26 protein-coding genes and 1 pseudogene are annotated in these 26019 nt (G+C 60.6%); 11 read left to right on the forward strand and 16 right to left on the reverse strand.

What is annotated here, in order from left to right:
* The 10 genes and pseudogenes from AC13DE_RS03080 to AC13DE_RS03125 all read left to right on the forward strand — a co-directional run.
* Positions 1–208 (forward strand): annotated as a pseudogene (locus tag AC13DE_RS03080) (hypothetical protein); the annotation flags it as partial.
* Between the two features lie 633 nt (positions 209–841).
* Positions 842–1018 carry a hypothetical protein gene (locus AC13DE_RS03085; RefSeq protein ID WP_483047018.1) on the forward strand — a complete coding sequence of 59 codons (177 nt, stop codon included), beginning with the start codon at positions 842–844 and terminating at the stop codon, positions 1016–1018.
* Between the two features lie 412 nt (positions 1019–1430).
* Positions 1431–2051 (forward strand): helix-turn-helix domain-containing protein, encoded by a 621-nt coding sequence (locus AC13DE_RS03090; RefSeq protein ID WP_483047019.1) that lies wholly within the window; start codon positions 1431–1433, stop codon positions 2049–2051.
* Complete coding sequence (locus AC13DE_RS03095) at positions 2044–3972, forward strand: relaxase/mobilization nuclease domain-containing protein (protein ID WP_483047020.1); 1929 nt, start codon at positions 2044–2046, stop codon at positions 3970–3972. The genes AC13DE_RS03090 and AC13DE_RS03095 overlap by 8 nt, the downstream gene beginning before the upstream one ends.
* A 14-nt stretch (positions 3973–3986) precedes the next feature.
* Complete coding sequence (locus AC13DE_RS03100) at positions 3987–5900, forward strand: type IV secretory system conjugative DNA transfer family protein (RefSeq protein WP_483047021.1); 1914 nt, start codon at positions 3987–3989, stop codon at positions 5898–5900.
* A gap of 375 nt (positions 5901–6275) precedes the next feature.
* Complete coding sequence (locus tag AC13DE_RS03105) at positions 6276–8084, forward strand: HAD-IIB family hydrolase (protein ID WP_483047022.1); 1809 nt, start codon at positions 6276–6278, stop codon at positions 8082–8084.
* On the forward strand, positions 8081–9202 hold the full coding sequence (locus AC13DE_RS03110; RefSeq protein WP_483047023.1) for a phosphoribosyltransferase-like protein: 1122 nt from the start codon (positions 8081–8083) through the stop codon (positions 9200–9202). Before AC13DE_RS03105 ends, AC13DE_RS03110 begins: the two co-directional genes overlap by 4 nt.
* Positions 9203–9243: 41 nt before the next feature.
* The gene (locus tag AC13DE_RS03115; protein WP_483047024.1) at positions 9244–11109 is read left to right on the forward strand and encodes an ORC-CDC6 family AAA ATPase; all 1866 of its coding nucleotides are present in this window, start codon (positions 9244–9246) and stop codon (positions 11107–11109) included.
* Positions 11110–11122: 13 nt separating this feature from the next.
* Positions 11123–12232 carry a hypothetical protein gene (locus AC13DE_RS03120; protein WP_483047025.1) on the forward strand — a complete coding sequence of 370 codons (1110 nt, stop codon included), beginning with the start codon at positions 11123–11125 and terminating at the stop codon, positions 12230–12232.
* A complete protein-coding gene (locus AC13DE_RS03125; protein ID WP_483047026.1) occupies positions 12229–13290 on the forward strand; it encodes a carbohydrate kinase family protein in 1062 nt (353 codons plus the stop codon). The genes AC13DE_RS03120 and AC13DE_RS03125 overlap by 4 nt, the downstream gene beginning before the upstream one ends.
* Positions 13291–13354: 64 nt before the next feature.
* Here AC13DE_RS03125 and virB11 read toward each other — a convergent pair whose 3' ends face one another.
* The 14 genes from virB11 to AC13DE_RS03195 all read right to left on the reverse strand — a co-directional run bounded on the left by virB11 (position 13355) and on the right by AC13DE_RS03195 (position 24772).
* Positions 13355–14353, reverse strand: coding sequence for a P-type DNA transfer ATPase VirB11 (virB11, locus tag AC13DE_RS03130; protein WP_483047027.1), 999 nt, complete (start codon positions 14351–14353; stop codon positions 13355–13357).
* On the reverse strand, positions 14353–15777 hold the full coding sequence (locus AC13DE_RS03135) for a TrbI/VirB10 family protein (protein WP_483047028.1): 1425 nt from the start codon (positions 15775–15777) through the stop codon (positions 14353–14355). The genes virB11 and AC13DE_RS03135 overlap by 1 nt, the downstream gene beginning before the upstream one ends.
* A gap of 2 nt (positions 15778–15779) precedes the next feature.
* Complete coding sequence (locus AC13DE_RS03140; protein ID WP_483047029.1) at positions 15780–16514, reverse strand: TrbG/VirB9 family P-type conjugative transfer protein; 735 nt, start codon at positions 16512–16514, stop codon at positions 15780–15782.
* Between the two features lie 5 nt (positions 16515–16519).
* Positions 16520–17200 (reverse strand): VirB8 family type IV secretion system protein, encoded by a 681-nt coding sequence (locus AC13DE_RS03145; protein WP_483047030.1) that lies wholly within the window; start codon positions 17198–17200, stop codon positions 16520–16522.
* Positions 17201–17217: 17 nt separating this feature from the next.
* Entirely contained in the window at positions 17218–18231 is a 1014-nt protein-coding gene (locus AC13DE_RS03150) for a TrbL/VirB6 family protein (protein ID WP_483047031.1), read from the reverse strand.
* Positions 18232–18669: a hypothetical protein gene (locus AC13DE_RS03155; protein WP_483047032.1), complete on the reverse strand. Its 438-nt coding sequence runs from the start codon at positions 18667–18669 to the stop codon at positions 18232–18234.
* Entirely contained in the window at positions 18666–19433 is a 768-nt protein-coding gene (locus AC13DE_RS03160) for a type IV secretion system protein (RefSeq protein WP_483047033.1), read from the reverse strand. Before AC13DE_RS03160 ends, AC13DE_RS03155 begins: the two co-directional genes overlap by 4 nt.
* Positions 19430–20542, reverse strand: a complete 1113-nt coding sequence (locus tag AC13DE_RS03165) for a lytic transglycosylase domain-containing protein (RefSeq protein ID WP_483047034.1) — start codon at positions 20540–20542, stop codon at positions 19430–19432. Before AC13DE_RS03165 ends, AC13DE_RS03160 begins: the two co-directional genes overlap by 4 nt.
* A complete protein-coding gene (locus AC13DE_RS03170) occupies positions 20539–20748 on the reverse strand; it encodes a hypothetical protein (RefSeq protein WP_483047035.1) in 210 nt (69 codons plus the stop codon). The genes AC13DE_RS03165 and AC13DE_RS03170 overlap by 4 nt, the downstream gene beginning before the upstream one ends.
* Positions 20745–23123 carry a VirB4 family type IV secretion/conjugal transfer ATPase gene (locus AC13DE_RS03175; protein WP_483047036.1) on the reverse strand — a complete coding sequence of 793 codons (2379 nt, stop codon included), beginning with the start codon at positions 23121–23123 and terminating at the stop codon, positions 20745–20747. The genes AC13DE_RS03170 and AC13DE_RS03175 overlap by 4 nt, the downstream gene beginning before the upstream one ends.
* Positions 23113–23391 (reverse strand): VirB3 family type IV secretion system protein, encoded by a 279-nt coding sequence (locus AC13DE_RS03180; protein ID WP_483047037.1) that lies wholly within the window; start codon positions 23389–23391, stop codon positions 23113–23115. The genes AC13DE_RS03175 and AC13DE_RS03180 overlap by 11 nt, the downstream gene beginning before the upstream one ends.
* 131 nt (positions 23392–23522) lie before the next feature.
* Positions 23523–23804, reverse strand: a complete 282-nt coding sequence (locus tag AC13DE_RS03185) for a TrbC/VirB2 family protein (protein WP_483047038.1) — start codon at positions 23802–23804, stop codon at positions 23523–23525.
* Positions 23805–23820: 16 nt separating this feature from the next.
* A complete protein-coding gene (locus AC13DE_RS03190) occupies positions 23821–24486 on the reverse strand; it encodes a lytic transglycosylase domain-containing protein (protein WP_483047039.1) in 666 nt (221 codons plus the stop codon).
* Positions 24458–24772 (reverse strand): hypothetical protein, encoded by a 315-nt coding sequence (locus AC13DE_RS03195; RefSeq protein ID WP_050524067.1) that lies wholly within the window; start codon positions 24770–24772, stop codon positions 24458–24460. Before AC13DE_RS03195 ends, AC13DE_RS03190 begins: the two co-directional genes overlap by 29 nt.
* A gap of 132 nt (positions 24773–24904) precedes the next feature.
* On the opposite strand from AC13DE_RS03195, the gene AC13DE_RS03200 reads away from it, so the two are divergent.
* The gene (locus AC13DE_RS03200) at positions 24905–25483 is read left to right on the forward strand and encodes a hypothetical protein (RefSeq protein ID WP_483047040.1); all 579 of its coding nucleotides are present in this window, start codon (positions 24905–24907) and stop codon (positions 25481–25483) included.
* Here AC13DE_RS03200 and AC13DE_RS03205 read toward each other — a convergent pair.
* Both AC13DE_RS03205 and AC13DE_RS03210 read right to left on the reverse strand, forming a co-directional pair.
* Positions 25477–25635: a hypothetical protein gene (locus AC13DE_RS03205; protein ID WP_483047041.1), complete on the reverse strand. Its 159-nt coding sequence runs from the start codon at positions 25633–25635 to the stop codon at positions 25477–25479. The two genes, AC13DE_RS03200 and AC13DE_RS03205, sit on opposite strands and share 7 nt — an antisense overlap.
* Positions 25636–25753: 118 nt before the next feature.
* Complete coding sequence (locus tag AC13DE_RS03210; RefSeq protein ID WP_483047042.1) at positions 25754–25963, reverse strand: helix-turn-helix domain-containing protein; 210 nt, start codon at positions 25961–25963, stop codon at positions 25754–25756.
* Between the last annotated feature and the right edge of the window lie 56 nt (positions 25964–26019).

A 26019-nucleotide genomic window follows, 5' to 3' on the forward strand; every position in this document is an offset into this window, starting at 1 on the left:
GACGCACCGCGTCCTTGGTCGCTCCCCGCGCGGCAAGCTGGTCGAGTGCGGCGGCATCTGGAAGAAGCAGAACAAGGAGACCGGCGCCGACTACTACACGCTGACCATCCGCGACCACGGCTTCAACGCCAACCTCGGCAAGGCCGCGAACCAGGACGATCTGTCCCTGCAGGCCGTCATCCCCTGGGGGCCCAAAGACGCCGCCTAAGTCAACGGCCAGATTGCTTCGGCGGTCTGGCTTTTTCTCGTCCAGGGGAACTAGCCCTAGGCGGGCGCAAGATCGGTGTCCGAAGGATGCGGTACACTTCGGACGTGGACACCGAAGCGGGTAGCCCGACTGGATCGGTCGCAGATGCGGCTCCGATCTTTCTGTTCAGGGACGGCGTCGAACGCGCGAACCCGAGGCGAATCCGACGGTCAGCATGGAGAACTGGGAGGTCTGCTTAGCGAGTCAAGCGCACCCCCTCGCTTAGCCGAGCAGCCCGCGCCAGGAGTGTCTTTGCGAGGATCCCAGGGGCGCCGAACTCACCCTGTGCCGTGAGGGTGCAAACCGCAGATCAACGTCATGCATCCGAGGGCAACGTCTCACGTCAGGGTCACCGCCGCGCGCCTTTCCGTCGACCTGTTGGCCTTTCAGATCGCTAGCCCGGGGTCGAGCGGTCGGCAACCCGGGGGCAGGTTTCTGGACGGCTGCGCCTTGAGCGCTGCGGTGCACCGCTCACAACAAACCTGCCCCCGGCGTGCTCCATTTCATTCCGCCCCGTGCCGGGTGCAGCCCGCTCTCATGCCCCCGGTCTTTTCCACGATCCGTCCAACGACGATCAACGGAAAGGATCACATCATGACACTCGAACAATACATCGACCTCGCCGAACTTCAAGCCGACATGGCCTTCGATGCTTACCTCGCTGCCTTCGATGAAGACGCCCATCCCGAGACCCTCGACAGCCTCGAGACCGAGGCGCTGATCGCCCGCAGCCGCTACGACGATCTGCGCTCTCAGGGACTGGGTCACTGACCCAGACACTCCTGCGGGTCTTTGGATCCGCAGGGGTCTGACGCTGATCTTTACCAACACTGTGACGCCCTAAATGGGCGTGACCCGCGCTATCCCGCGCGGGCCGTTTTCGTGTTCTTGGCGCCCGATCCGTGACCCGCTCGGGCGTTCGGTTAGCGTGTCGCAGCGTGCGGCTCGAGCACAAGTTTCGGAAGCTTTTTCGACCTGGTTGTCCTGCATCGATGAGGGCGGGACTCGTTCCATGTCGCGCCGCGACGCGCGGTCTTGATGGCGCCCAATGCCCGCAAAAATACACATCATGCAAAACGTAATATTGCGCAATGCGATGTATTGAATTATAAGAGAAGGTGAGAAGGAAGACGTTGGCAGGATATGGCCAATGTTTGCACATTTTGTCCGAGGGGTCTGACCCGTGCCGAGGCCAGCGAAAAACCTGAAGCTTGAGCAGCGCATCGAAGTCGCGCGGCGCTTTGCGGCGGGCGAAAGCGCGAAGGACCTGGCGGCGGCGTTCGGTATCTCTCCGCGCCACGTGAACCGGATCGCGAAAGAGGAGGCGGGCGAGGGGATCGCAGTGCGCGATCCGAGCGAGACGGTGGCGTTCCGGGCCAGTCGATCCGAGCTGGACGCCTTCGATGCAGAATGGCGCGAACGGGGTTTTGCCAACCGGTCGCAAGCGCTGAATGCGGTGCTGCGCGGACGGTGCGGTTTCCTTGATGTACCCCGTGAATTGGTCGCGGAATTCTGTGCCGCGTGGCGTCAGGCGAAGGATGTGAGCGACGCCGGATTGGTGCTCGCCAAGGCTGTCCATCGCGGTCGGCTGGAGGTCTCGGAGGCGGACCGCGCGGTGCTGATCGAACTGCTCGATCTGGCGCAGTCCATGAGTCGTGAGATGGGTCGAATGAAGGATGCGGCGCAGGCGTTGCGTGCTCAGGAGTGGCCGCAAAAGGAAGAAGGGCAGGGGGCGGAGAGCGCGGTTCTGGAGGATGGCCCGCGCGAGACCGTGACAGGCTTGAGGCTCGTCAGAAATGGCTGATCCGCTCGCCCTCTACACCTCGGTCATGGGGCGGCTCTGGGAGGATGAGCGCATCCGGGGCCAGGCTGCGGCGCGGATCGACGCGCGGTTGGCGGGCCGTCGGCAGGGGCGGAGTTTCGCGCGCGTGGGCTCGATGTCGACGCGTAATGCGCTGAAGGCGGCCTCGGGGCAGAGCCGCGCGGCGGTGTTCAAACGGATCCGGGCAGGGGGCTGCAAGACGCGCGCTTCGCTCGGGGCGCAGATCTCCTACATCAACGACAAGGCGGTCTATACCTACTCGACGATGACCAACGCTCTGACCGATGCGGCGGTGCTCACCGAAGCGCAGAAGGAAGACATCATCGAAGACTGGGCTGGGACCTGGCGCGGCTCGACCAAGCTCGGCTTCACCTCACATATGTTGCTGTCCTTCCCGACCGACGTGACGGTCGATCAAGTCCGTGACATTGCGATGGACTGGACGGAGCATTTCTTCGAGAGCAGTGAATACGGCGACCAATGGGACTATGTTCTCGCGGTCCATGACGACCGGGCGCACAAACATGCCCACATCATCCTGAACAATCGCGGCGTCGAAAACGGCACCTGGTTCTCCTGCTGGGCCGAGGGCGTGATGTCGCCGCAGCTCATGCGCGAGAAGCAGGCCGAGATCGCGGAACGCTACGGCGTGATGCTTGATGCCACCACCCGGCTCGAGCGCGGCATCTTCGAAAAGCCCGCCGGGATTGAGGAGATTTACCGCGCCAAGGAAGAGGCTCGCCTGCCGCGCGAGATTGTCATGACGGCCCAGGAATCCGCCGTCGCACAGGCGCAGGTAGTGGGCTTCGCCAAGGACTATAAAAACCTCGCCGACCTGCTGGACCGGATGGACCGGCACCACATGGCGTGCGCCGTGCGCGGCATGGCGGACGGGCTCGGCACCGGCACGCCGTGGAACTTCACCGAAGGAGAGATAGACATGAAGGACATCAAGACCGTCGGTGATGCGATCGACTATTCAGAGCGCACGATCGAGGCGCTCAGGCTCAAGGCCGAGGAACTGGACCCGACCGAGCGGGCCACCTTCGAGGCCAAGGCCGCGCCGATCATCGCGGATCTCTCGCAGATGGTGCCGGACCCGGACCTGCGCGCGCGGTTCGGCAAGCAGCTCGAAGAACCCTATCCGCCGGGGGCGGGCAGCGAGGTGCTGATCGCCGCGCTTCAGTCCGGCAATGACGAAGGGCTGCGCGACGTTCTCGAGCGCGCCGAGGAGGTGGGCATGGACAGCGAGGAGCTGGTGGCCCGGATCGCAGCGGGCGGCACGCGGAACTACGGCATGGCACAGGACTGGGTCGAGCGGGACATGAACGCGGTGCTGGCGAAGGACGGTCTCAGCGTCGAGACGGCCAATGATGACCAGCTCGACGCAGCACTCGAAAAGGTCGACGGTGTGATGGACGCGCTGATGGAGCGCGCAAAGGAACTGGGCGTCGAGATCGGCCGGACCCTCGCAGACGAGGAGGAGGCGACACTGCCGCTCATCGACGAGGATGACCAGACGCCCAATCCCTACCTGCAGGACCTCGCCGACATGCTGCGCGACGGCAAGCTCACCGAGGTACAGGAAGAGACGGTCGAGCGGACCCTGCAATCCGAGCTCTTCAAGGAATTGGGTGAGGAAGGCTTGGCCGAACTTCGGCGCGGCAACTACGAGGTGTTGGATGCGGCGCTGCCAAGCAAGCTCGACCAGATCACCGTCACGCAGGAATTCCTCGAGATGACCTTCGAGGAAACGGGCGACCAGGTCTTCACCGACCGCGCCGCCGGGTTGCAGCAGGACAAGGCGACAGAGGTGGCGCGATTGCGCGGTCCTCAGGAGGCACAGGAACTTGGCCGCGATCTCGGTCGGGACCGCGGTCTCGACGACGAGATGGAATTCTGAGGGAGATGACCACCATGACCAAGACACTTCCCCTCTGGGCCGCGCTCCTCTTCGGTGTGATCTGCGGCGCCGTCATCGGCACCATCGTCGCCGCCTTCTACCTGACCTTGGCCCTGAAAACCGGGTTTCAGAGCTTCGACATGTTGGCGCTCTGGAAGGCGAGCGCCGGCACCCGCGCGGCACATCCCGAAGCCTTCAAGGTTGGCTTCGGCGCCGTCGGCTTTGGCGCAATTGGTCTCGGCGTCTTGGCGCTGGCCTGGACCTGGAAGAAGGAGCGCGACGACTACGGCTCGGCTCACTGGCAGACCAAGGCGGAACTGAAGAAGAACGACATGCTTCAGGCCCCTGGCAAAGGCTTCGTCTGCGGCAAGCTTGGCGCGCCGACCTCGAAGGCGGAGTTCATTTCCTCGACGATAATCCCGCATGTGATGATGGTGGCGCCGACCCGTGCCGGTAAGGGTGTGGGTTTCGTGATCCCGAACCTTCTGAGCTTCGCGGGATCGGTCGTGGTACTCGACGTGAAGGGTGAGAACTTTGAGAAGACTGCACGGCTTCGGGCGCTCAACGGCGACGAGGTCTATCGCTTCAGTCCGTTTGATTGGGCCAATGCCACGCATCGCTACAACCCGCTTGCACGGATCGCCAAGGCCCCGAGCTTCGCGCAGCGTTTCACCGAGGTCTCGATCCTGGCCGACCTCTTCCTCGACAAGGACAACAAGACCCTCGACACCTTCTCCGAGGCTGGCAAGTCGATCTTTGTTGCGGCCTGCCTACTGGCGATCCAGCGCGGCACGCCGAACCTTGGCGAGGTGAACAAGATCGTCGCCGGGGGCGAATATAAGAACGCGCAATACAAGACCTATGCCGACGAGGCGGAAGAAGACATCCTGCGCGAGCTCTGGACCAATGCGGCGTCTGCCTCGTCGCGGCTGCTGACCTCGAACATCCAGGCGCTGATGACCGCGGGTCTCAAGCAATGGGACAACCCCGCCGTGCGCTCAGCCACGCAAGACAGCGACTTTGATTTCTCGACCTTCCGGAAAACCCCGCAGTCGCTCTACATCGCGGTCTCCGAGGATCATATCGCGACGCTGGCGCCGCTCCTGCGCTTGATGTTCGCCGATCTTATTGCCTCGATCCGTTTGAACGAGCCGGGTCGGGATGAGCCGTGGCCCGTCATGATGATGATCGACGAATTCCAGCAGATGGGGGCGATGCCCTATCTCGAACGCGCGATCCATTCGCTGGCGAGCTATGGCGGCCGCGTCGCGATGATTGCGCAGTCGCTGGCCTCGCTCGACCGGATCTACGGACCCGAGGGCCGCGAAAGCCTCGAGAACGGGGCAGGGCTCAAGCTCTACATCACCCCGCGTGACCAGCGCACCGTGAAGGAGGTTTCCGCCGCGGTCGGCAGCACCACCCGCGAGGCGGTGACTCGAATGTATGGACGCAACAAGGGCTTCCTCGGGGCGACTTCGACCTCGGCGCGGCTGGAAGAGCGGCCGCTGCTTTCTGAGACCGAAGCTCGCCTGATGGACCCCGACGAGGTCATTATCCTCGCCTCACCCCAGCATCCGATCAAGGCGAGCCGGATCAAGTATTACGACGATCCGTTCTTCAAGGAGATGCTCGCCCACCAGGAGGGCAAGCCGTTCCCTTATCCGCCGAGTGTGCAGGGCGTGGGGCCGTGGGGCAGCGATGGTAGTGACGAGGCAGGTGCTGATGAGCCGTTGAAACCAGCCGAACGCGCGCCTGTGCGGGACCGTTCGCAACGCCGCGAGGCACGGGCGATGAGTGTGAGGTCGATGGAGGCCGGGCGCGGGCAGCCTGAGCCTGAGACGCTCGAGCGGGAAGCGGCGGTGCCGAAGGAATGGGAGGCAGCGCTCGACCGACAGGAGGACTTCATCGAGGAGTTGTTGGGTGGGTAATGACCGAAATAAGCTTCAGTGATGGTCAAAGAGCTGGCGGTTTCGCACCTGTGGTTGTAGGTCACTCCATGACAAGCTGATCTGGAAATGTCTGAAGATCCAGTGCGATATGCGGTTGAAAAAGCTGTCGCAAACAAGGATCGTGGGTGTTTAGACAAGCCCGAAATCTCCCTCAAGCAGATCTCATTCATTCGGCGAAGAGTTGGATGACGATGGTGCGAGGGAGCCCCGGGGGAAAAAACAGAAAAAGGCAGGCTTGCAGTGTCTGAGAGATACCGAACAGAACTACGCAGCGCCGAGAACGCGTATCAGTCAGCCATTAAGGCAGATATCTCCGAACTCTGTCGCGTCGTGGACGGTTGGCGAGAGAGCCCCATGATGATGGTGGGCTCCGGCGGATCTTACTCTGTGGCCAGCTTCGCGGCTCAGATGCATGAATTGATGGAAGGCGAAGCCGCCAAAGCCGTCACGCCGCTCGAAATCATTTCCGGCCCGACTACTAATGCCGGTATTGCATGCTTCTCGGCAAGTGGTCAAAACCGAGATATTGGTGTGGCTTTCAAGGCCGCAGCTCAACGAGAGTTTATGCCGCTTTCCGCGCTGGTTCTAAGAGATGAGAGCCCACTTCACTCTTTGGGGCGAAGGTTCCAATACGCGGATGTCGTGGACTTTCAGTCTGACAGTTTTAAAGACGGTTTCTTGGCAGTCGCGTCTATGGTTGCGTCTTGTGTCCTGATCTTGCGTGCGTACCAAGCGGCGGCACTTGATAGCGAGGAGTTGCCTTCTTCGCTTGAGGAGCTGATGGACCAAACCGTTTGCGGATGGAGCGCGGAGGGCATCCCCAGTCAAGCAAAAGAACTGTGCGTCAATCGGACGGTCAGCCTATTGTTCACGAACTCCTTACGAGCAACGTCTGTCGATCTTGAGTCTCGCTTCGTTGAAGCAGGTCTTGGGAACCTGCATGCTGCGGACTTGCGAAATTTTGGGCACGGAAGACATTTCTGGATGCACAAGTATAAGGAATCCACGGGTATCGTTTGTTTGGTAGGCGACGGAATGGAGCAGCTCGCAACCAAGACACTTGAGGCCTTACCGCGAGAAATTCCGCGACTGAGAATAGATTTTCGCGGACCCAGACACCTGCAGGCTATTGCTGGAATTGTAGCAGGTTTGCATCTGAGCCTTGGAGCTGGCGAGGCCTCAAAAATAGATCCCGCCAAGCCAGGCGTGCCGGAATTCGGAAGGCGGCTCTATCGGATCGGTCCGATGCTTCCTGCAGAATCTCAGAAGGAGTTGAATCTGAATGCTGCGCTCGCACGGAAGGGAGTAAATCTCGCAAGGGCAGACAAGGAGACTTGGTTCGAGCATTATTCTGGCGCTATTAAGTTTGTCAGAGATGCTTCCATCCAGGGTTTGGTGATGGACTATGACGGAACGCTCTCTGATGACCGCGATCGGTTCAAAGTTGGCCTTCGGCCCAAGGTAACCGAACAACTGAATAGGCTCCTTGAAGGTGGGCTACCCGTAGGTATTGCAACGGGTCGGGGACCAAGTGCGGGCGTGTCGCTAAGGTCGAGCATAAAGCGAGAGCTCTGGGGGCGAGTTCTTGTTGGGTACTATAATGGCGCAATAATTAGTTCTTTGAGCGACGAACGTGATCCCCTCCTAGAAGAGTTGGATACGGTTGATCCGATACTCGAAGAACTGCGCAAAGGTGCATTTCTGTCTTCTTGCGAGATTCGCGCGAACACAAAACAGATTTCAATAAAATTTCCCAAAAGACGAGACGTATATCGGGCGCTTTCAGAAATTCGTGAGGCGTTGAGAGTAGTTGGACTTGATAAGCAGGTTGTAATTTCGAGCCACTCGGTGGATGTCCTTATCGGTGGGCAAAATAAGCTTATGCTGGTCGAAGAGCTGTGCAACCATGCTAAAATAGACAGTGGCGCGGTCTTACGCATTGGTGACCGCGCCGATCCAGGTGGGAACGACTTTCAACTCTTGGATCATCAACTTGGTCTGAGTGTTGATCGGGCGAGCGGAGATCCGAAAACAGGTTGGGCATTGGCTCCCGCAGGCATCCGTGGTGTACAAGCGACGGTCTTCTTCCTTGAGAGGCTTGCAAAGCTTGAAGAGGCTTGGGCTATGGCGATTAAACCCTCCGACCGAGGTCTAAAGAATTGAAGAGAGAACTCGCTGAAACACTTCTTACCAAGATAATGGGGTGGTCCGATGCCGAGAAGGCCGAGGAAAGAGCTTTGCTGGAAAGCTTTGCGTCCTATAAATACGACGAGTATCAGCAGTTCGCTCCTGGACGCCGTTTTTTGGAGAGTCTAGCGCTGTGGTTGCAGCAATTTGAAACCAAGGGCGAACGAGATATCGCCTATTCCTTCGTGAAGGAACGGCTAATATTTGTTTCGAATGCCGAGATAAACAGTCTTGTTGGATTGGCCTTCCCAACCTTTGTTCGCCCGAAGTTGATTGCTGATACCGCGGAAGGCCATTCGGCTTTGGAAGCTCATCGAGTAAAATCGATAGTTAAATGCAAGGAATATCGCGCAAAATTACGAAAGACGCTGTTTCTTGGATTGAGCGACGGTGCCCGTACCGATCAGTTTCGAAGGGCGCAACCACAAGACATCACCCATGAGCAAGTGTTTCACGCATATGATATGTCTTCGCCAAAGGCCAAAGGCTTCACGGAAAAATTACAAAAGGATCTCTCAACGATCTCTGGCGCGGAAGTACCAGAAGATCAAGCTAAGTTCGAGTATGTAGTCTTGCTGGATGACTTTACAGCGAGTGGGACCAGCTACCTTCGAGAGGGAAAGAACGGAGACTGGGACGGAAAAATTGCAAAGATTATCCGCGAACTCGATAGCGACGAGCTTTTAGGTAGTCTCGTGGCTCAATCCGGAGTTTCGGTTCTCGTCGTGATCTACATCGCGGCTGAACAGGCGATAGAACACATCGAGAAGCATTTGGAACAGCTGCCATTTTCGAAAGGATCAATCGAGTTCAAGGTTGTTCATCGTCTCAACAGCGGCGTGAAGCTGGTGCCGCCGACGGACGATGGAATTTTGTCTCTTGCCGACCAAGACCGGTATTTTGACCCTGATGCAGACGATGAACATTCGAAGGTTGGTGGAACGTCCAAACGTTTCGGCTATGCAGGGTGTAAGTTGCCGGTAGTTCTGGCACACAATACACCCAACAACTCCATCTTCCTTTTGTGGGCTGAAGATGTGCACAGGGTGCGCGGTCTGTTCCCTCGTGTCAGTCGCCATAGAAAGTTTGAGTAGCTGTGAGAAACCCATTCCGCATAAGAGCTTCCCAGCGTTCGGTGAGTGATGAACAGTTCGTCAGACTGTTTGGGCCTGGAGCTTTGGATGTCGTCGACGACAAAGAAGATCCGTTTTCCGGACTCGTCTTCTTTCGAAGCGCTCCCGGGGGCGGAAAGACAACCTTGCTGCGAATGATGCTGCCGCGCCCGCTCGAGCTCGTTGTGTCGTTGCGGGAAGAGCAGCAGGTCAAGCCAACGTTCGATGTCTTGAATAATCTCGGTGCCGTAGATGAAAACGGAGCCAATTTGCTTGGTGCCATGATTTCGTTCTCGACAGAGTATCAAGATTTGGCACAGATCGATCGCGGCAATGGGTTATTTAGATCGCTTCTGGATTCTAGAATCGTCATCGCGACGCTCCGATCGCTCCTCGATCAAAGTGGACGACTATACCCGGATGATCTGAACACATTGCGAGTCACTTGGGAACCAGAGTCTGGGGCAACTGTGCCTGCATCCGCGAGTGGAACAGAGCTGTTCGAATGGGCTTCTGAGATCGAACGCAATTTTTATGACACGATGGATGATCTAGGGGAGCCAGATGAACTGCAAGGTGGCCATACAAGGCTCGACAGTCTCAAGTGGTTTGCCCGGGCGAGAATGTTTGATGGGCGCGAAGAGGTCCGGTCCCGACGAATTCTCCTTTTTGACGAACTTCAATTCTTGGATAATACGCAACGCAAGAGTCTGATAAACCTTGTAACCAATGCGCGTGAGCCCTGCGGTATTTGGATTGCGGAGCGCCTCGATGCGATGAGCCACCAAGACTTGTTGACCGAAGGTGCCTTGGAAAAACGCGATTACGACTCCGTCATCCAGCTTGAAACACAGTGGTCTGGAAAGCGGTCATCTGGTTTTACGCGATTTGCCGAGCAAATTGCCAATCTCAGGGCATCCAAGGCGGACGGTTTTGAAGGGCGAGAGTTCTTCCCTTTAGTAGCAAACGAGGAAGAGCTGGCTGAAGGCGACAATAGATACAGCGAGAAGTCATCCGAGATCGAGACGCGACTTGTCGGGAAGACCGCCGGTGACAGCCGCTATGAAGAATGGATTGCTGCCGCTCGAGAAGATCGCAGAGATGCGATTTCATCAGCTATAAAGTGGCGGTCCACAGAGATCCTGATCGAGCGGGACCTAAGGCGGAGCCAGGCGTCATTCGCATTTGACGTTCTGCCGGCTGATGAGCTCGATGAAAAGGAAAAGGCCGTTTCGAGGGCCGCTGAGCATTTTCTAAAAACAGAAATGGAAACTCCGCTGTACTTTGGAAAAGACACGCTAGCGGCAGTGGCGAGTTCGAACATCGATCAGTATCTTGAGGTCGCTGGAGCGTTGTTCGAAGAGATTTCTGCAAAGATCACCGGACCAAGGAGCATTCCGCGTTCGTTGTCAGCGGAACGACAGGACGCGATAATTCGTGATGTCGCCGAGTTGAGATGGGAAGGTTTGGTCCGCCGCCTGCCCCAAGGCTACGATGCAAAGAGATTTCTGGAAGCTCTCGGTAAATACTGCCGTGATCAAACCTTTCGCCCAACCGCTCCCTATATGCCGGGAGTCACGGGGTTTGCGATATCAATGCAGGACCGAAATACGCTTGCAAGTGAAGATGAAAGGAAGATCAAGCATTTCCTTCAATTACGAAATGTCGTCACGTCTCTGGTTGCACACAATCTGATCACCCCGCACTTGGATAGGAGGGCGAAGGGGAAGTCTTACATGGTTTTCTATTTGAACAGATTGCTATGCGTGAAGTTTGGCCTGCCGCTTGGGTATGGCGGTTGGCGTGAACAATCACTTGGAACACTCCATCGCTGGATGGAGCTCGGCGACATAGGGGAGCAGTCAGACAGGGAGCCGCGGCTTGTCTAGCGAGGTTACTATCATGCGTTGGGATCCCTATATCTTCCGTCAGGGTGAGGATTTTGATACCTTTTGGAAGAATTACGCAAATGAACCTTCCAGGCGTTTCTTGTTTGTGCTTGGGCGCGGTTATGATCCGAGGGCTCTGTCCGTTTTAGATAAGATCGTGGGTTTTGGTGGGGAGGTCGATATTTGGCTGCTTGCCTTCGACAACGGCTTCCAAGATAGCGAATTAAGAATCCAGCTCACGCTCGAAAACGTTCAAAAACTTGAAGCTTTGGTCGGCGCATCGAAGATTCGCGAGATTGAGGTCCCACTCGGACGCTCCGGACAAGGCAACGCCACTTCTAGAAACGTGCGGCAGGCATTGCGTGCCGCGGGTTCTTTGGACGTGTATACGGACGTCGTGGCAGATATCAGCGCAATGCCCAGGATGGTGGCGCTAACGGCGGTCGCATCTCTGCTCCACGAGCTTGACAAAATGAGTGTGGATGGACCAGACGTAAATCTCCATGTGACGACCGCCGAGAGCGTGTCGGCCGACATCGGCGCCGCGCGAGGCACGCTCCGTGATGACGTCACCAACGTAATCGGCTTCACCGGGCAGCTTGATAGTGAATCGACCGATCAGATTCCTCGGGTATGGTTTCCGGTGCTCGGCGAACAGCAAGGAATTAGGCTTTCACGCATCCGCGACAAATTGAACCCTGACGAGATTTGCCCTGTGATCCCGTTCCCGACTAGAGAACCACGTCGCGGAGACGAGATCATTCGGGAACATCGGCAACTCTTGTTCGAAGAGTTCCAAGTCGAACCAGGCAACATTCTCAGAGCATCAGAGTATAATCCGTTCGAAGCTTACAAGCAGATATTCGCCGCCATGGACCGGTATCGGCGGGCGCTAAGCGAGCTTGGTGGTTGCAAGGCTTTCGTGTCACCACTATCGTCCAAGCTTTTATCAGTCGGCGCGTTGTTGGCGTGCTATGATCACAAGTATGGGGCCATCGCAGGAGATCGTATGTCAGTGGGCGTTTTGTATGTAGAAACAGCGGACTACTCCGATCCTGTCATAGATTCAGGAACGGAGTACCAGCTCTCATCGATGTGGCTTCGCGGGGACTGGGAACGATGATCGACGACAGGAAGCTGGATGCCATCGAGAAACGGGCCATGGGAACAGGCTTCGTGGCCATGGATGTTGTGGAGGGCCTCGAGGCGACCTTTGCTTCGGCAGGCGGTTCGTGTGGGAATGTTATGGCTTTGTTGAGCTGGCTGGGTTGGGATTCGTTTCCTGTGGCGCGACTTGGATGTGATGAACCAGGAGACTTCGTTGTTCACGATCTTCAGTTCGACGGCGTGAACACTGACTTTGTATGGCAGGAACAGTCGGTCTCCACGCCCGTTGTCGTTCAGAAATTCAAGGTAGATGCCGAAGGCCACAGGTCACATCGTTATGTGTTGACTTGCCCGGATTGCGGCGGCTGGCTTCCAAGGTTCAGATCAACGACGATCCGGCAAATCCAGCCGGTATTGGATAGTCATTGCGTTCCAGATATCTTTTTCTTTGACCGTGTGTCTCCGAGCGCCTTGAAGCTAGCCTCTTGGGTGCGCGAAAGTGGAGGTCTAGTCCTCTTTGAGCCGTCTTCGATTGGGGATGAGAGCCAGTTCCAAAAGGCCATCGATGTTTGTCACGTCCTAAAGTTTGCCGAAGACAGGCTCGGTCACATCAACGAAATCCGTGATCTCACTGGGCCAGATCTTATCATTCAAACCTTAGGGCCGCGAGGCTTGGAATTTCGCCTTAGCTGGGATTGGTTCGAACTTGATGCATTCGAGGCGCCATATTTTCTTGATGCTGCAGGGTCAGGTGATTGGTGTACCGCACTACTCTTGAGTGAACTTGGCAATCAGGGAAATTTGAACCCCGTATCCTGGACGCCGAGGTTAATTTCTGACGCACTTCGACGAGGGCAAGCGGCGGCGGCCCTAAACTGCGGATTTGAAGGTGCCCGCGGGGCGATGCAAGCAGCCGACAAGGATGCTTTCATGTTGGCGGTTTCAGACCTGATGGCTGGCAAGGAAGCTTCAGTTGAAAGATTGACCGAGGATAAGGCTGAGCCGCGAGTGAATCTGTGTTCGCTATGCAAGATTGTTCCGTTTTCCACGGCGAAAGATGCCGAAAGTGCCTAAAGTACTGTGACACAAGCGGTGCCCACGCACTATGGTTCCGGAGGCCCAGTTCTGCCTACGAGCCTTAGTGCGGCGGCTGGTTTCTGCTCCCCGGCAGATAGAACTCCGTAATCCCCCGCTTCCCCTCGGCCCGCCCGAGCTGGACGATCACATCGATGGATTTCCGGATGTATTCGCGTACCTCGGCGAAGGTCAGTGGTGTGCCAGCCTGCAGCACCATGATTGCCAACCGGTCGATGGCGAGTTCTGCGGTTTCAGCATGGATTGTGGAAACCGACCCGCCGTGCCCGGTGTTGATCGCTTCGAGATAGGTCAGGGCTTCGGCACCGCGCAGCTCGCCGACGATGATCCGGTCGGGGCGCATACGGAGGGAGGCCTGAAGGAGGGCGTTGGCGCTGCGTTGCGATCCGGCACCGCGGTCGGCCAGGAGGGCGACGGTGTTGGGTTGGCCGGCGAAGAGCTCAAAAGCGTCTTCGATGGTGATCAGCCGTTCGTGCTCACTGACATGCGTCAGGAGTTGGCGAGCGAACGTGGTTTTGCCGGTCGAGGTGCCGCCGCTGATCAGGACGTTGAGCCGGGCCTCGACCAGGGTTTGCAGCGCGGCCTCGAGATTTTCCTCGGCAAGACTGGCGATGTTCTTCAACTTCTCAGCGCGGAGCGCATCGAGCGAGACGGCTTTGCCGAAGAGATAGGCCGGAGCGTAGTCCCGGACGCTAGCCAAGGCGAAGAGGCGGATCGTGATCGAGGCACCGCGATCGATGGCGGGCGGCACGGCGACCTGAACCCGAAGGGGGCGACCGGCATATTCCACCTTGCCGGAGACGAGAGGGTTCTTTTCGGAAACGCGGGCCTTGGCATCGCCGACGATGGTCTGGGCCATGTTGAGGGCGGTAGTCCGGTCCACGGTCTGGCCTTCGTGGCGCATGGTGGCGTCGCCCGCGACCTCGATCCAGACCTTGCCGTCCGGATTGATCGCGATTTCGACCACGTCATCGCGTCTCAGAAGGTCGCGGAACGGGTCGAGATAGCGCTCGAGGTAGGAGGCTGGCGACGCCTGATCCATCAGTAAATCACCACGTCTCTATCTACGAGCACGGTGACCGAGGCTCCCTGATCGACATAGATTGTCGGCGCGATCGAGACCTGGTCGGCGATGACCGATCCGACCGCATCCTGAAGGTCGCTGCCGACATCGCCCAGGACGATGCTTGTGGTTTCGTTGTTGGTACTCTCGGCTGCCACGGCCGGTGCCGCCCCGATTACGGAAATCAGCGCCGCACCTCCGAAGCGCTCGGCGAACTTGGTGTCGACGAGACCGGTGAGGCCTGAGCGACCAAGCTGGTCCCCGCCCACGGCGGCGATTTCCATCGAGGTGCCGTCCGGGGTCAGGACGCGGGTCCAAAGGATCAGGATGCGCTTCTGGTGCATTTCGATCCCGGAGCGGTATTGGCCGAAAAGGCGGGAACCCCGGGGGATCAGGATCCGGTCCCCGGAAAACGCCGGAACCGGCTCGGAGACGACCGCGACGACGGAGCCCGGCAGATCGCTGTTGATGGCGGTCTGGAGCGCGGCCTGGATGACGGACCCTTGGGTCAGCGTGCGTTCGGGATGGGTGAGGCGCGCGGCCTCTTGCACTTCGAGCGGTCGCGCACTCTGCAGGAACTGTTCATTGCCCGAGAGGACCGGCCCGCCAGTGCCAGCGGCAGCAGGATCGGCCACCGCCGCGCCACTTTGGCCGCCACGGGGGCCGTCGGCATAGATCACGGCGGGGGATTTGATCTGCGCGGTCAGAAGCTCTTCGGCGACCCGCTCGGCCTCGCGCTGCCGCTGCTCCTCTTCCTGACGGCGGCGTTCTTCGAGAAGGCGCTGGTCGGCGATCAGCCCTTCGCGGTCCAACTCTGCCTCGAGGCCCTCGCGCTGCGTCCTCTCGGCATCGAGCATGGCCTGAAGCCCTTCGATGCGAGTCTCGGTCTGGCGCTGCAGGTTGGCAAGCTCGGCCTCTTTCTCAGCGATAAGCGCTTCCAATGCAGCCTTCTGTTCATCGAAGGCTTCGCGCAGGTCGGCAACGGCGGATTGGATTTCCGAGTTGCGGGCAGCCTGACTGGCGGCGAGGGCCTCGCGCAGCTTGGCGATCTCGGCCAGCACCTCGGCGCTCGGTTCGGGGGCAGGGGCGGCTGGCACATCAAGCGCCTCTTCGACGGCGATCAGCGCGTCATTGACCCGTTGCTCGGTCTCGTCGGGTGGAAACTCCAAACGCCCGCCAGTGCCGGGGCGGCGGTCCTGGAAGGTCTCGACATCTGAGGTCTCAAGGGCGCTATCGCCCTCCTGCGAACCTGTGGCCAGGAAATAGGCCACCCCAGCCCCGCCGAGAGCAAGGGCTGCGGCGAGCGCGCCGAACCCGAGGCTGTTGCCCCGGCGTTTGGACTTGCCGCGCTGGCTGAACTGGTCGAGACGGTCCTGAAGATCGGGAGGGGTTTGATCGGCCATGGTCAGTTGCTCACGTAAATCGCACTTTCGTCGCGCCAGGCGCAGATCGCCTCCTCGCCGATGCGCAGCGTCCAGTAGGTGTTCACCCCGAGCACCCGGACGGTATTGCCTTGCTGGGTCCAGTTGACCGTGCGCTCACGGCCCTCGTCATCGGCTTTGAAGAGGGCGGGCTGGCGGCCATTGTCCGGGAAGACGAAATAGGTATAGCGCCCGTCGTCGTAGATATGGCTGGGGCGGAAATCCCCCTCGCCCGAGACGCGGTAATTAAAGTTCTGCGGCGCCTCAAACCCCTTCGGCTGGGTGGCCGCCGATGCGCGGCGTTCCTCATCGGGGTAGCGGAAGCGGACTTCGAAGAACATGCCGGTGCGGTTCGGGATTGAGCCCTCGCGCAGATGGAAGGAATAGGTACGGCGGTTGGTGATCACCGTCATGTTGGTCGAGGCATTCGCCACATGTGGTTTGATCGTCAGCACATTGCCGAGCTCGGGGATCGGATCGACCTGGAAGCTCTCGGTGTCGCCGACGATCACCGCTTCGAACCGCTCCCCCGCCCCGAAGTGAATCGTGGTCGAATGCCTCAGATCCGTCTCGATCCGGTAGACCTGGTTTTCATTATAGACGGCGGTGCGGATCCGGATGTCGAGGGCGCCGCCTTGCGGCGTGGTCTCGGCGAGTGCGGCAACAGGAAGGGCAAGCGCTAGGAGAAACGTGGTGAGGAGCGCGGGCATGGATTTCATCTTGGTCAGTTCTCCAGGGTCTCGGCGTCGACGCGGTAGGAGGTCACCACGAAGCCCAAAGGGTTGGCCCAGACGTCCTGAAGGCGCTGGCGGGTTTCGGGTTGGAAGTCGTAACCGACGGTGGCCACGTAAGAGCGCGTCACGGTGCGGGTGTCGCGGGGGCGACGCAGCGTGCGGGTGAAACGGACCTGGGCCACGCCGCGCTCGATCTGGTTCACGGACTTGATGACCACCTCGATCTTGGCGTCGCGGCCATAGACGGTGATCGGGTAATCCTCGTTGGTGGAGGACCAGAGATCGCGCAACGTGCGGGCGGCGTCGCCATCCGAGCGGTCGAGCACCGAGTTGATGCGTTGCTCGCCATCGGTCAGGTCATAGGTTTCCCGATCATCGACGTAAGATACGAGATTGGCCTGGATGATGGCGTCGCTTTCGGACAGCGTCAGGGCCTGGACGGCGGCCACCCGGTCCATCTCGCCGGTTTCCTTGTCGACCACGACCACGAAGGTCTCGGTGGATTTGAGGGGAAAGAGGCTCGCACCCGCGACCATGCCGGCCACGCCGACCAGCACGCCTGCCGCGGCGACAAACCAGGCGAAGCGCTCGCGCCGCCTTGGCCCGTAGATGAAATCCGCCTCGAACGCGTCGCGGTCAGGCGCGGGGGAACTGGTCACAAGTTTCTTCAAGTCGGTCGTCTTTCACATCAGGGTTTGCGGAAGGCCTTGGCGGCGGAGAGAAGCGCGCCGGGGCTTTGCCGGATCATCTCGCCTGTCTTGACCACACCCGCATTGGCCATCTGGTTCAGCTCATGCGGGGACTTGCCGGTGACGAGGCGCGCGGTTGCGCCAGTGCCATATTGGCGCGTGTTCACGAAGCCCTGCCGCGCGAGGCCGGTAAGACCCACGGCATTCGAGGCAATGCCGACGACGCCGGTGAGGTTGGACGCAATATAGGGGACTGAGGCCATGATCCCGGCGCTGAGGATCAGGATGACGAGGAAGGGCAGGATGAGGCTGACGGTCTCGACGTCACCCGGATCGGCGGAGGCGTCCCCGATCGCTTCGGCGATCGCCACGATGATGCCCGCGGCCCCGGCGGCCGCGACCGGCATGAGCGCGTAGCCGATGGTGGCGCGGGTCCAGGCCTCGAAGAGGGACTGGGTCGGCTTGAACAGCGAGGTCACGATCATGAAGGGGGCGATCACGATCATCAGCGCGAAGACGATGCGGGCGAAGGCGATGATCCCGGCGGTGACGGCGGCGAAGACGGCGGAAAGGACAAAGAAGATCGCGCCCAGGACCGCCCCGAAGACCCAGCCCGCGCGGTCGCCGATCGTGTCGCCATAGGCGGTGATGCGGGCGACCATGTTGTCGAGGCTTTCATAGACCCCGGCCTCGTCGCCCGAGCCGGTAAGCGCCAGGATAGAGGCGCCGACGGAGTCAGGCACCCGCGTGACGATGTCATAGATGACGCTGAAATTGTCCCAGCTCTGCGCGAAGATCCCCACGAGCGCCACCTTCATCCCGAAGGCAAAGCCGGTGCCAAAGGGCAGGGGACGGAGTTGCATCACCGCGTTGATCCCGAGGAGCACGACGAGGAGGGTCGCGCCTGCCGAGATGACATTGCCGACCGAGGCTGCGGAAGAGACAAAGCCGTCCTGCGCCACGGTGTTCACCGCAGCGTCGACCTCGCCCAGAATGTCGCGAATGATCCCCATCTACTTGGCACAGCCTGCGACAACTTCGGCCTCAAGCGCATCGGCCTGCGCATAGAGTTCGAGCACGTTGAACGGCAGGCGCGCATTGTCCGAAGTCTGGAAACGGGGCAGGGCGTCAAGTGCCTGATCCCAGGTGAACTGATCCAGCAGGCAGGTGCAGGTTTCTGAGGCGAGGGCTTCCTCGGCAATCAGGATGCGCAGGATCGCGCGGTAGCCGTTCCGCAGATAGGCGGTCTCGGCCAGATCGGCGGGCGGTTTCGGGACCCGGCATTCATCGGCCCCGTCCCGCGCGATGGCCATCGAGCTGAAGTGTGTCTCCCGTCCCGCGACCGGGGTCGGCGCGAGAAGAAGCAGTCCGACCGGCAGGGCAAATGACAGGCTGAGAAGGCCGGCTTCCATCAAGGTGAAGCGGCTCGGGGTGAGCTTGGGCCTCCTCATGGATCCACCGCCATCGAGCGGAACTTGCGCTCATCCGCGAGGGTCGCGGCATCGACGACGCCGAGCTGGCCAGCGCTGACGCCCTGGGCCGCTTCCAGCCGCCAGATCTGGGTCAGGATGATGCCAAGCTCGGCGGTGACGCGGGTGTTGAGATCGACGGCGGCTTTCAACCCTTCCTGATCGTCGATCAGCCCGACCATGGTCTCGAGCCGCTCGAGGCTCTGGCCTGCCTCCTCATGGCTTTCCTGCGCGGCGACCGACAGCATGGCACTAGCCCCTGCCGAGGCGGCGATGCGGTTGTCGGCGGGCTGGTCGGAGCCTGAGAGTGTCCCCAGCCGTTCCGAGGTGAAGCCGCTGCCTGAAAGCACGCGCTCGACCGAGGCTGAGAGTTCCGCGCCCGGATTGAAGCCGCTCAGGAAATCGCCGCTGGCCAAGGACTGCGCGGTGTTGAGCGGGGCCACCAGCTTGCCGCGCAGCGCGCGGAATTCTTCGACCGTAGCAAAAAGCTCACCCAACCCGCTGCCTTCGATCAAGGAGGTCAATTGCGCTTCGAGGTTCGTGAGTTGTGACAGCTGGGTTTCCAGTTCCATCCGCATGGTGGCGAGCTGCTGCATCTGGACGTTCAGATCCTCGGCCATATGTTCGAGCTGGGCGACGAGCTGGCCAAGCTGTGATCCGTCGAAAGTCGGTACGCCTTGGGCTGTTGCGGGCGAGGCGAGCCCGAGTGTGGTGACCGCAGCTACGGTCAGGAGAAGCTGTCTCATTCGGGAACTCCCATCTGCATGAAGTCGCGCTCGGCCAGTCGGTCGGCGACGAGGTGCTGCGCGTAGGCTGCCTCGCGCTGCTGGTTGGCGGCCATCAGCCGGACACGGAGGTTGAGGATGCGGCCGATCTCGGCCTTGGCGTAGGTGTTGAGCTCCCAGGCCGCCTTGGCATTGGGCTGAGCATCGATCTGCAGGATGATCGCGCGGAGGCGGTTGATGACCTGTTCGGTGGTGGCAGAGCTGTCGGCGGCGTAGTAGACGCCCGCCTCGGAGATGCTGGCATATTCGGCGAGCGCAAAGTCCGAGGGGGAGAGCGTGCCAAGCGCATCGGCTCCGCCCACCACGGCGAGGTATTCGTTGTAGAACTTCGAGATATTGCGCACGTAGCCTTGCGTCTCGGCAAAGGGCGGCACGCCACCGTATTCGATGACCCGGCCCGGCCCCGCGTTATAGGCCGCGAGCGCATGGGGGATATTGCCGAAGCGATTGAGCTGCGTCGTGATGTAGCGCGCGCCGCCGCGCAGGTTGTCCTTCACGTCATAGCGATCGACGCCAAGATCGGAGGCGGTACCGGGCATGAGCTGGGTCAGCCCATAGGCCCCGACCGGGCTTTCGGCAGCGACGTTGAAGCGGCTCTCCTGCTTGATCAGGGCCTGGAAGAGGCAGCGCCACTGGGTGGCCGAGAGACCCGCACGGGTCACGCCGGGCGCGCCCGCGAATTCGCCCGCGATCTCGACGATCATCATTTCGACCGTCTCGCGACCCTCGCCGAAGAGGCGGCTGTTCATGGGACTCTGATCGGTATTGGGATAGACCGCCGCCACCCCAAAGTCCGCATTGCCCTCAAGCGCGCGGATGTTGAAACCCGGCCCGGTGACGGCCGCCGTCATCTCTCCGAGGACGCGCAGCTGGTCGGCCTGGACATCGGCCAGGGTCGTCTCGGTGCCGTCTTTGTCCTGCTGGATGCCCAGATCCTCGGCGAGCGCCGCTACGCGTGCGATGGCGCGGCCGATCGCGGAATTGTCCTGCGTCGGCACACCCTGGGCAAGCGCGGGCAAAGCGCCGAGGCCGAGGCAGAGCCCGGCGGATATGATCGCGGCGCGGCTCATTCCGGACGGGGCAGGGGCTCGAATGTGCAGTTAGGCTTGGCAGCCTGTTGGACCGGAGCGCCCATGGTCGAGACCGAAAACGCGGACCGCGTCACCTGCGGCTCGCCGTCGCGACCGAAGCAGGGCGAGGCTTTCTCGGTGTATTTCTCGCAAGCGGCGAGCAAGCTTGCGGCGGCGCAAAGCGCGAGGAAGGGTTTCGAACTCATATCACATGTCTCCAGAAGTCGGGAATGGCGCGCCAATCGGCAGGCACACGCGCCTCACCGGTGGCGCCGCCGCCAAGGATGGGGAGAAGGTCGCCAAGCGCTGACAGGTCCGCATCGACGAAGACGCTGTCGCCCGCCGAGCGGACGAGGGCGATGCGCTGGCCAATGGTGGGTTGGACGAGAAGTGCGGCTTCCTTGGCGTTCACGCGCAGGAAGTCGTAGTCGGAGACGGTGGCGCGATCGTTCGGGAAGAGGATCTGGGTCGGCACCGTCTCGACGATGGTCTTGCCGACGCGGCTGTCGCGCAGTTGGCTTGGATATTGCGTCATCATGATCACGACGCAGTTCATCTTGCGAAGCGTCACCAGCCAGTTTTCCAGCCGCGCCCCGAAATACGGATCGTCCAAGAGCTTCCAGGCTTCGTCGAGCACGATGATGGTGGGGCGGCGGTCTTCGACCACGCATTCGATCTGGCGGAAGATGTAGGAGAGCACCGCCATGCGCTCGGTGGTCATGTCGAGGATTTCAGTCATGTCAAACCCGACGATGTCGCCCGTAAGCGTGAGACCCGCCCCCCGCTCAGGCTCGTCGAAAACCCAGCCATAGCGGCCACCGGGCGCCCACTCGGCAACGCGGGATTGCAGCTCGCCGTCGTCATCAAGCGACTGGAACAGGGTCTCGAAACTGACAAAGCGCTGCAGGGCCGCGCCCGCATCGGCGTTCTGACCGACCGCGCTCTGTATGTGACGTGATTGCTCGCCTGTCAGCGCGCCATTCCGTGTGAGAAGTGTCGCAAGCCAGTCCGAGAGCCAGGCGCGGCCGCGCTCGTCGGTCTCCGTGGCGAGCGGGTTGAGGCCCGTGGGAACACCGGCCCGGATTTCGTTATAGCGACCGCCAAGCGCGCGGACGGTCATTTCGAGACCGCGATCCTTGTCGAAGAAAAAGAGCCGCGCGCCGACCCTCTGCGCTTGGGCCGCAAGGAAGGCGGTGGTGAGCGTCTTGCCGGTGCCGGTGCGCCCCAGGACCAGCGTATGGCCAACGGTCGGTTCCTTGCCGGGGCTGCCGGCCTCGTGGAAATTGAAGCGATAACCAGAGGTGCCGACCGTGGGGAGGACCGAGATGGTCTGGCCCCAGGGCGACTGATCCGGCCCGCGCCCTTCGACGCTGCCGTGAAGGGCCGCGAAATCCGCAAAGTTGATCGAGGAGATCGGCGTCTTCCGCGCGCGGTAGCCGAAATTGCCGGGAGATTGCGCGAAGTAGGTGGCTTTCAGCGCCATGTTTTCGCGGACGATGACGGACATGATCTCCTGGCCCACGCGCTTGATCTGGGCGGCGGCGCGCTCGAGCGTCTCGCGGTCTGGGGCATAGACGGCGATGGAGAGGTGATGGTCCCCGAAGGCGATGCGGCCCGCTTCCTGGTCGTCCGCAGCCATGGCGAGTTGGTCCCGGAGCGAGACAGCGGCATCGTCGGAGGCGTGCATCTGGCGGATGATGCGCTGGATGCGTTCAGCCATGATGTTGTTCGGGATCGGGCTGAAGGAGTTCGTCAGCACGATATCGAGCGGCAGGTCGAGCGCGTCGAGAAGGGTTACATCGGTGAGGGCTGGATAGGTCTTCATCGAGAAGAGTGCGCCATATTTAACCTGACCGGTCACGGCATCGGTCAGGGTGACGACGTCGCCGCCAAAGGTCGCGCGGCAGTTGCCCAGGGTGTGCGAGAGGGGCAGGGCGCTCTGCCCAAAGGCGATCGGAGAAAAGCTGCCCGCATTCAGCGTGTTGAGATAGCCCAGCCATTCGCCGCCCGACCTTGTGAGCCTCACGGGATTGGCCGAGGCAAGTGCCACCTCGAAAAAGCCCATGACCTCGTTCAGCTCCTGCAGGCGCGTCGCGCGGTCCTTGACCCAGGCCTTGCGGGCCAGCGCGCGCAGGAGCGGAATGCGCGCGGAGATATCGGGGCGCCGGATGACGCTGAGATAGAGCTGGCGCTTGGCGGGGCGCAGGTCTTTGACATGGGCTTGCCAGCGGGCATCGATTGCGGCGGTGAAGCTGTCCCCCTCAATGGGGCGCATCCCGAGATCCTGTGGCACGGAGATGCGGTGGATGTAGAAGCCGAAGGCATTGCCGGTCTGTGCGACGATGGTGGCAACAGCGCGTTTGAGTGCGTCGAGCCGGGCGTCTTCGCTGGTCATCGGATTGAGACCATCAAGGCGCAGGGTCGCCATAAGGTCGCCCTCGCGCAGCACCATGACATCGTCATCCGCGAGCGCGAAATACGGCAGGTGCTCCGCGAGATAGCTCTCCCGCGCGAACTCCCCGCCGCCAGCCTGAAACAGAGCGGTTCCGTGAGTGGAAAGAGTGCCCGCATCACGCGCCAAAGCTGTCGCCTCCGTGCAGGGCCCGGTTCTTCGTCGGGCTCACTGCGCCGTAGGAGACGCGCAGCACTTCGAAGAAATGCGGCTCGCGGTCGGCGACGAACCAGAGAATCGGATAGGCGACAAGGCCGATCAGGAAGAAGACCATCGACTTGGTCCAGATGAACGGTAGAACGACCCCTGTCGCCAGAACCACGAGGTATCCGACGGGGAGGCCCAGATACTTGGGCGGACGGGCGAGGCCCAGAAAGAGGGGGGATCGTTCTGCCATCTAGTGACTTTCCCGCTCAGTAAAAGACGGGCATCCGGAGGGCAACTCGAGGCAGCGTTTGCGCAGCACAACGCGTTCGAGTTGACCGCAGGATTCCGTTTTGCGGGAAAGGCACAGTGCTTTCCGGTTCATCAGGAAAACCCATCGACAATCGTCCCGGCCGAGAAGATCAGCACGATCCCGATGATGACCGAGGCGAACCAGCCCCAGTTCAGCCGCCCCATCATGCACATGAAACCGGTGCCGATAACGGCGAGCGTGGCGACGGCGATCCCGATCGGACCGGTCAGCGCCGCCTCGACGGTTTCCAGCATGGTCTGGATCGGTGACAAGTCTTGCGCGAGGGCGGGCGTTGCGAAAGCCGCCAGGGTTGTGGCGACGGGCAAGAGGCGGCTGAGGCGATGTCTGGGCATGCGAAGTTCCCTTGTTTTACTGAAGATCGATGAAGACGGGCGCGCGACTTGGGGCGCGGTCTGCGACACGGATGTCTGGCGCGGAAACAGGCGTACTCGCCAGCTGGGACCGGATCCGGTGGATGCGCGCGATGTAGTCGCGGGTCTCGGCGAAGGGTGGAATGCCGGAATATTCGACCACCCTGTGCGGCCCGGCATTGTAGGCTGCCAGCGCCAGGTCGATGTCCTTGAACGTGGCGAGTTGCACGAGCAGATAGCGCGCCGCGCCGTCGAGGTTCTGGGACGGGTCGCGCGGATCGACCCCGAGGCTGCGGGTCGTATCCGGCATCAGCTGGCCAAGACCATAGGCACCCTTCGGGCTGACGGCTGTCGGATTGTAGCTGCTTTCAGCCTCGACCAGGGCGCGGAACAGGACCTGCCAGTCGTCCGGACCCAGACCAACCTTGCGTAGGGCTCGGTTCCCCTGGTGGCGATCTGCGGTGGTGCGGATCAGCGCGAGGATGCTGTCGCGACCGGAAGGCGGTGTGGCACCCAGCGAGGCCCGCACGACTTCGGCCTCAACGCCATCATCAAGACCATTCCATGCAGGCCGCTCGCCATGAAACGTCCAGCCCGAGGTCCTGGCCGTGCCGTCGCGGCCGAAAGCGATGACGTCAGCCGCGCTCCTCGAGGGTGAGCTCATAGTCAGGACCAAAGCGCAGATCGCGCCCGTCACCGAACTCGAGATGATGTTTGAAGAGCCCTGGCCATATGTTGAAATACCGCGGCTCTGGCCCGTGCGGGGTGATCCGGGTCGAGACCAGAATGGCTTCCGGCTCGCCCTCGCGCAGGTAGATGCACTGGTAGCGCGGCTTGCCATCGTCCGTGAACCCCACGAGTTCATACCGGCAGCGGAACGCGATGCCCTTCTCGGACAGGTCTTTGACACCATCGATGGTGATCAGGATCTGGTTGCGCGCTATCGGCATGTTCGGACTCTCCCCATGAGAGCCCTTCTACTGCATGACACTAAGGCCATAAAGACATATGGAGTCAATACGACATATTGCTGAAAAATACAAATTGCGCGATAGTTGCCGCAACTTGTGCGGGAGAATGACATGAAACGACAGGTGATGGCGGCAGCATTTGGGGTGATGGCTGTGTTCGGAGCCCCTGAGAAGGCGCGGGCCTATGACATCGACTGCGCCATCATGCTCTGCATGGCGGGTGGCTTCCCTCCCAGTGCGGTCTGCGCGCGCGCCTATCGCACCATGATCCGCCGCATCACGCCCTGGCCGAGCCTGCCGCCCTTCGGGGTCTGTACCTTTGCCCATGTGCCGGTCGAGTTGGGCGGGCCCGGCGGAGAGGGCGAGCTGGACACCAATCTGCCGGAATACGAGTGGCTGAACCGCACCCATGTGATCTGGTTCACCGGGCGCTCCTACGAGCCGCGCGACGAGCCGCGTCAATGGGACTGGTCGATCCGCTCCTGCGATCGCGAGAACCGCACCTGCCGCTACATCCAGCGGGTCTATGGGGCCCACACGCCCTGGCCCGCGACATTTGTCTCTGAAAGTGGGCAGGAGATCGCCTATCCGACCAGTGGTGGCATTTGGCACTTCTACTCCCGCAGCATCATGGTCGAATACGGCGACTACGACGGCAAAATGGGCCACTCGGAGTGGTTTTCCTACTGATCTGAGCTTTCACTGGGCTTCAGGGAAACTGGGCGAATCTCGACAAGGTCTGCATCAAAGCGTTCCGGATCGACATGCCAGCGGCGGCTCACCGAGCCATCATTCCAACGGTAATCGGTGAACAGGTGAAGCTCCTGCGCCCCGTCGTTCATAAACCCATCCTGAAAGGGCCAACCTGTTTTTCTTTTACCCATAGAACTCACGACGCTCCATCTGACTACCTTTCGTGACGTTCCATTCGAGGACGCATCAGGGGCTGGCAAAAACTAGCTAGCGTTTTGTGAAGAGCTCTCCGGGGTCGACGTTCAGCGCCTTGGCGATACGTTCGAGAAGGTCGAGGGAGGCCGCGAACTTGGCGTTTTCGACCTTGCCCATATGCCCGCGGCTCACGTCTGCCCGATGAACAAGCTCCTCCTGGCTGAGGCCGCGGGCGCGTCTCAAGTCTTGGATGTTCAGTGCTACACGGTCCCGCAAGTTCATGCCCGTGAAACGGACACGGTGCGCGAAATATCGCCACGCGATATATGTTACATTCG

The sequence above is a fragment of the Sulfitobacter sp. L-8 genome, assembly GCF_056859255.1.

Coding starts and splice junctions, on each gene's coding strand:
- AC13DE_RS03120 (WP_483047025.1), top strand. CDS start 11,123: ATGCGTTGGGATCCCTATATCTTCCGTCAGGGTGAGGATTTTGATACC.
- AC13DE_RS03100 (WP_483047021.1), top strand. CDS start 3,987: ATGACCAAGACACTTCCCCTCTGGGCCGCGCTCCTCTTCGGTGTGATC.
- AC13DE_RS03095 (WP_483047020.1), top strand. CDS start 2,044: ATGGCTGATCCGCTCGCCCTCTACACCTCGGTCATGGGGCGGCTCTGG.
- virB11 (WP_483047027.1), bottom strand. CDS start 14,353: ATGGATCAGGCGTCGCCAGCCTCCTACCTCGAGCGCTATCTCGACCCG.
- AC13DE_RS03150 (WP_483047031.1), bottom strand. CDS start 18,231: ATGGGGATCATTCGCGACATTCTGGGCGAGGTCGACGCTGCGGTGAAC.
- AC13DE_RS03105 (WP_483047022.1), top strand. CDS start 6,276: ATGATGATGGTGGGCTCCGGCGGATCTTACTCTGTGGCCAGCTTCGCG.
- AC13DE_RS03185 (WP_483047038.1), bottom strand. CDS start 23,804: ATGCCCAGACATCGCCTCAGCCGCCTCTTGCCCGTCGCCACAACCCTG.
- AC13DE_RS03160 (WP_483047033.1), bottom strand. CDS start 19,433: ATGAGACAGCTTCTCCTGACCGTAGCTGCGGTCACCACACTCGGGCTC.
- AC13DE_RS03195 (WP_050524067.1), bottom strand. CDS start 24,772: ATGCCGATAGCGCGCAACCAGATCCTGATCACCATCGATGGTGTCAAA.
- AC13DE_RS03200 (WP_483047040.1), top strand. CDS start 24,905: ATGAAACGACAGGTGATGGCGGCAGCATTTGGGGTGATGGCTGTGTTC.
- AC13DE_RS03155 (WP_483047032.1), bottom strand. CDS start 18,669: ATGAGGAGGCCCAAGCTCACCCCGAGCCGCTTCACCTTGATGGAAGCC.
- AC13DE_RS03205 (WP_483047041.1), bottom strand. CDS start 25,635: ATGAACGACGGGGCGCAGGAGCTTCACCTGTTCACCGATTACCGTTGG.
- AC13DE_RS03180 (WP_483047037.1), bottom strand. CDS start 23,391: ATGGCAGAACGATCCCCCCTCTTTCTGGGCCTCGCCCGTCCGCCCAAG.
- AC13DE_RS03085 (WP_483047018.1), top strand. CDS start 842: ATGACACTCGAACAATACATCGACCTCGCCGAACTTCAAGCCGACATG.
- AC13DE_RS03210 (WP_483047042.1), bottom strand. CDS start 25,963: ATGAACTTGCGGGACCGTGTAGCACTGAACATCCAAGACTTGAGACGC.
- AC13DE_RS03190 (WP_483047039.1), bottom strand. CDS start 24,486: ATGAGCTCACCCTCGAGGAGCGCGGCTGACGTCATCGCTTTCGGCCGC.
- AC13DE_RS03140 (WP_483047029.1), bottom strand. CDS start 16,514: ATGAAATCCATGCCCGCGCTCCTCACCACGTTTCTCCTAGCGCTTGCC.
- AC13DE_RS03125 (WP_483047026.1), top strand. CDS start 12,229: ATGATCGACGACAGGAAGCTGGATGCCATCGAGAAACGGGCCATGGGA.
- AC13DE_RS03135 (WP_483047028.1), bottom strand. CDS start 15,777: ATGGCCGATCAAACCCCTCCCGATCTTCAGGACCGTCTCGACCAGTTC.
- AC13DE_RS03170 (WP_483047035.1), bottom strand. CDS start 20,748: ATGAGTTCGAAACCCTTCCTCGCGCTTTGCGCCGCCGCAAGCTTGCTC.
- AC13DE_RS03165 (WP_483047034.1), bottom strand. CDS start 20,542: ATGAGCCGCGCCGCGATCATATCCGCCGGGCTCTGCCTCGGCCTCGGC.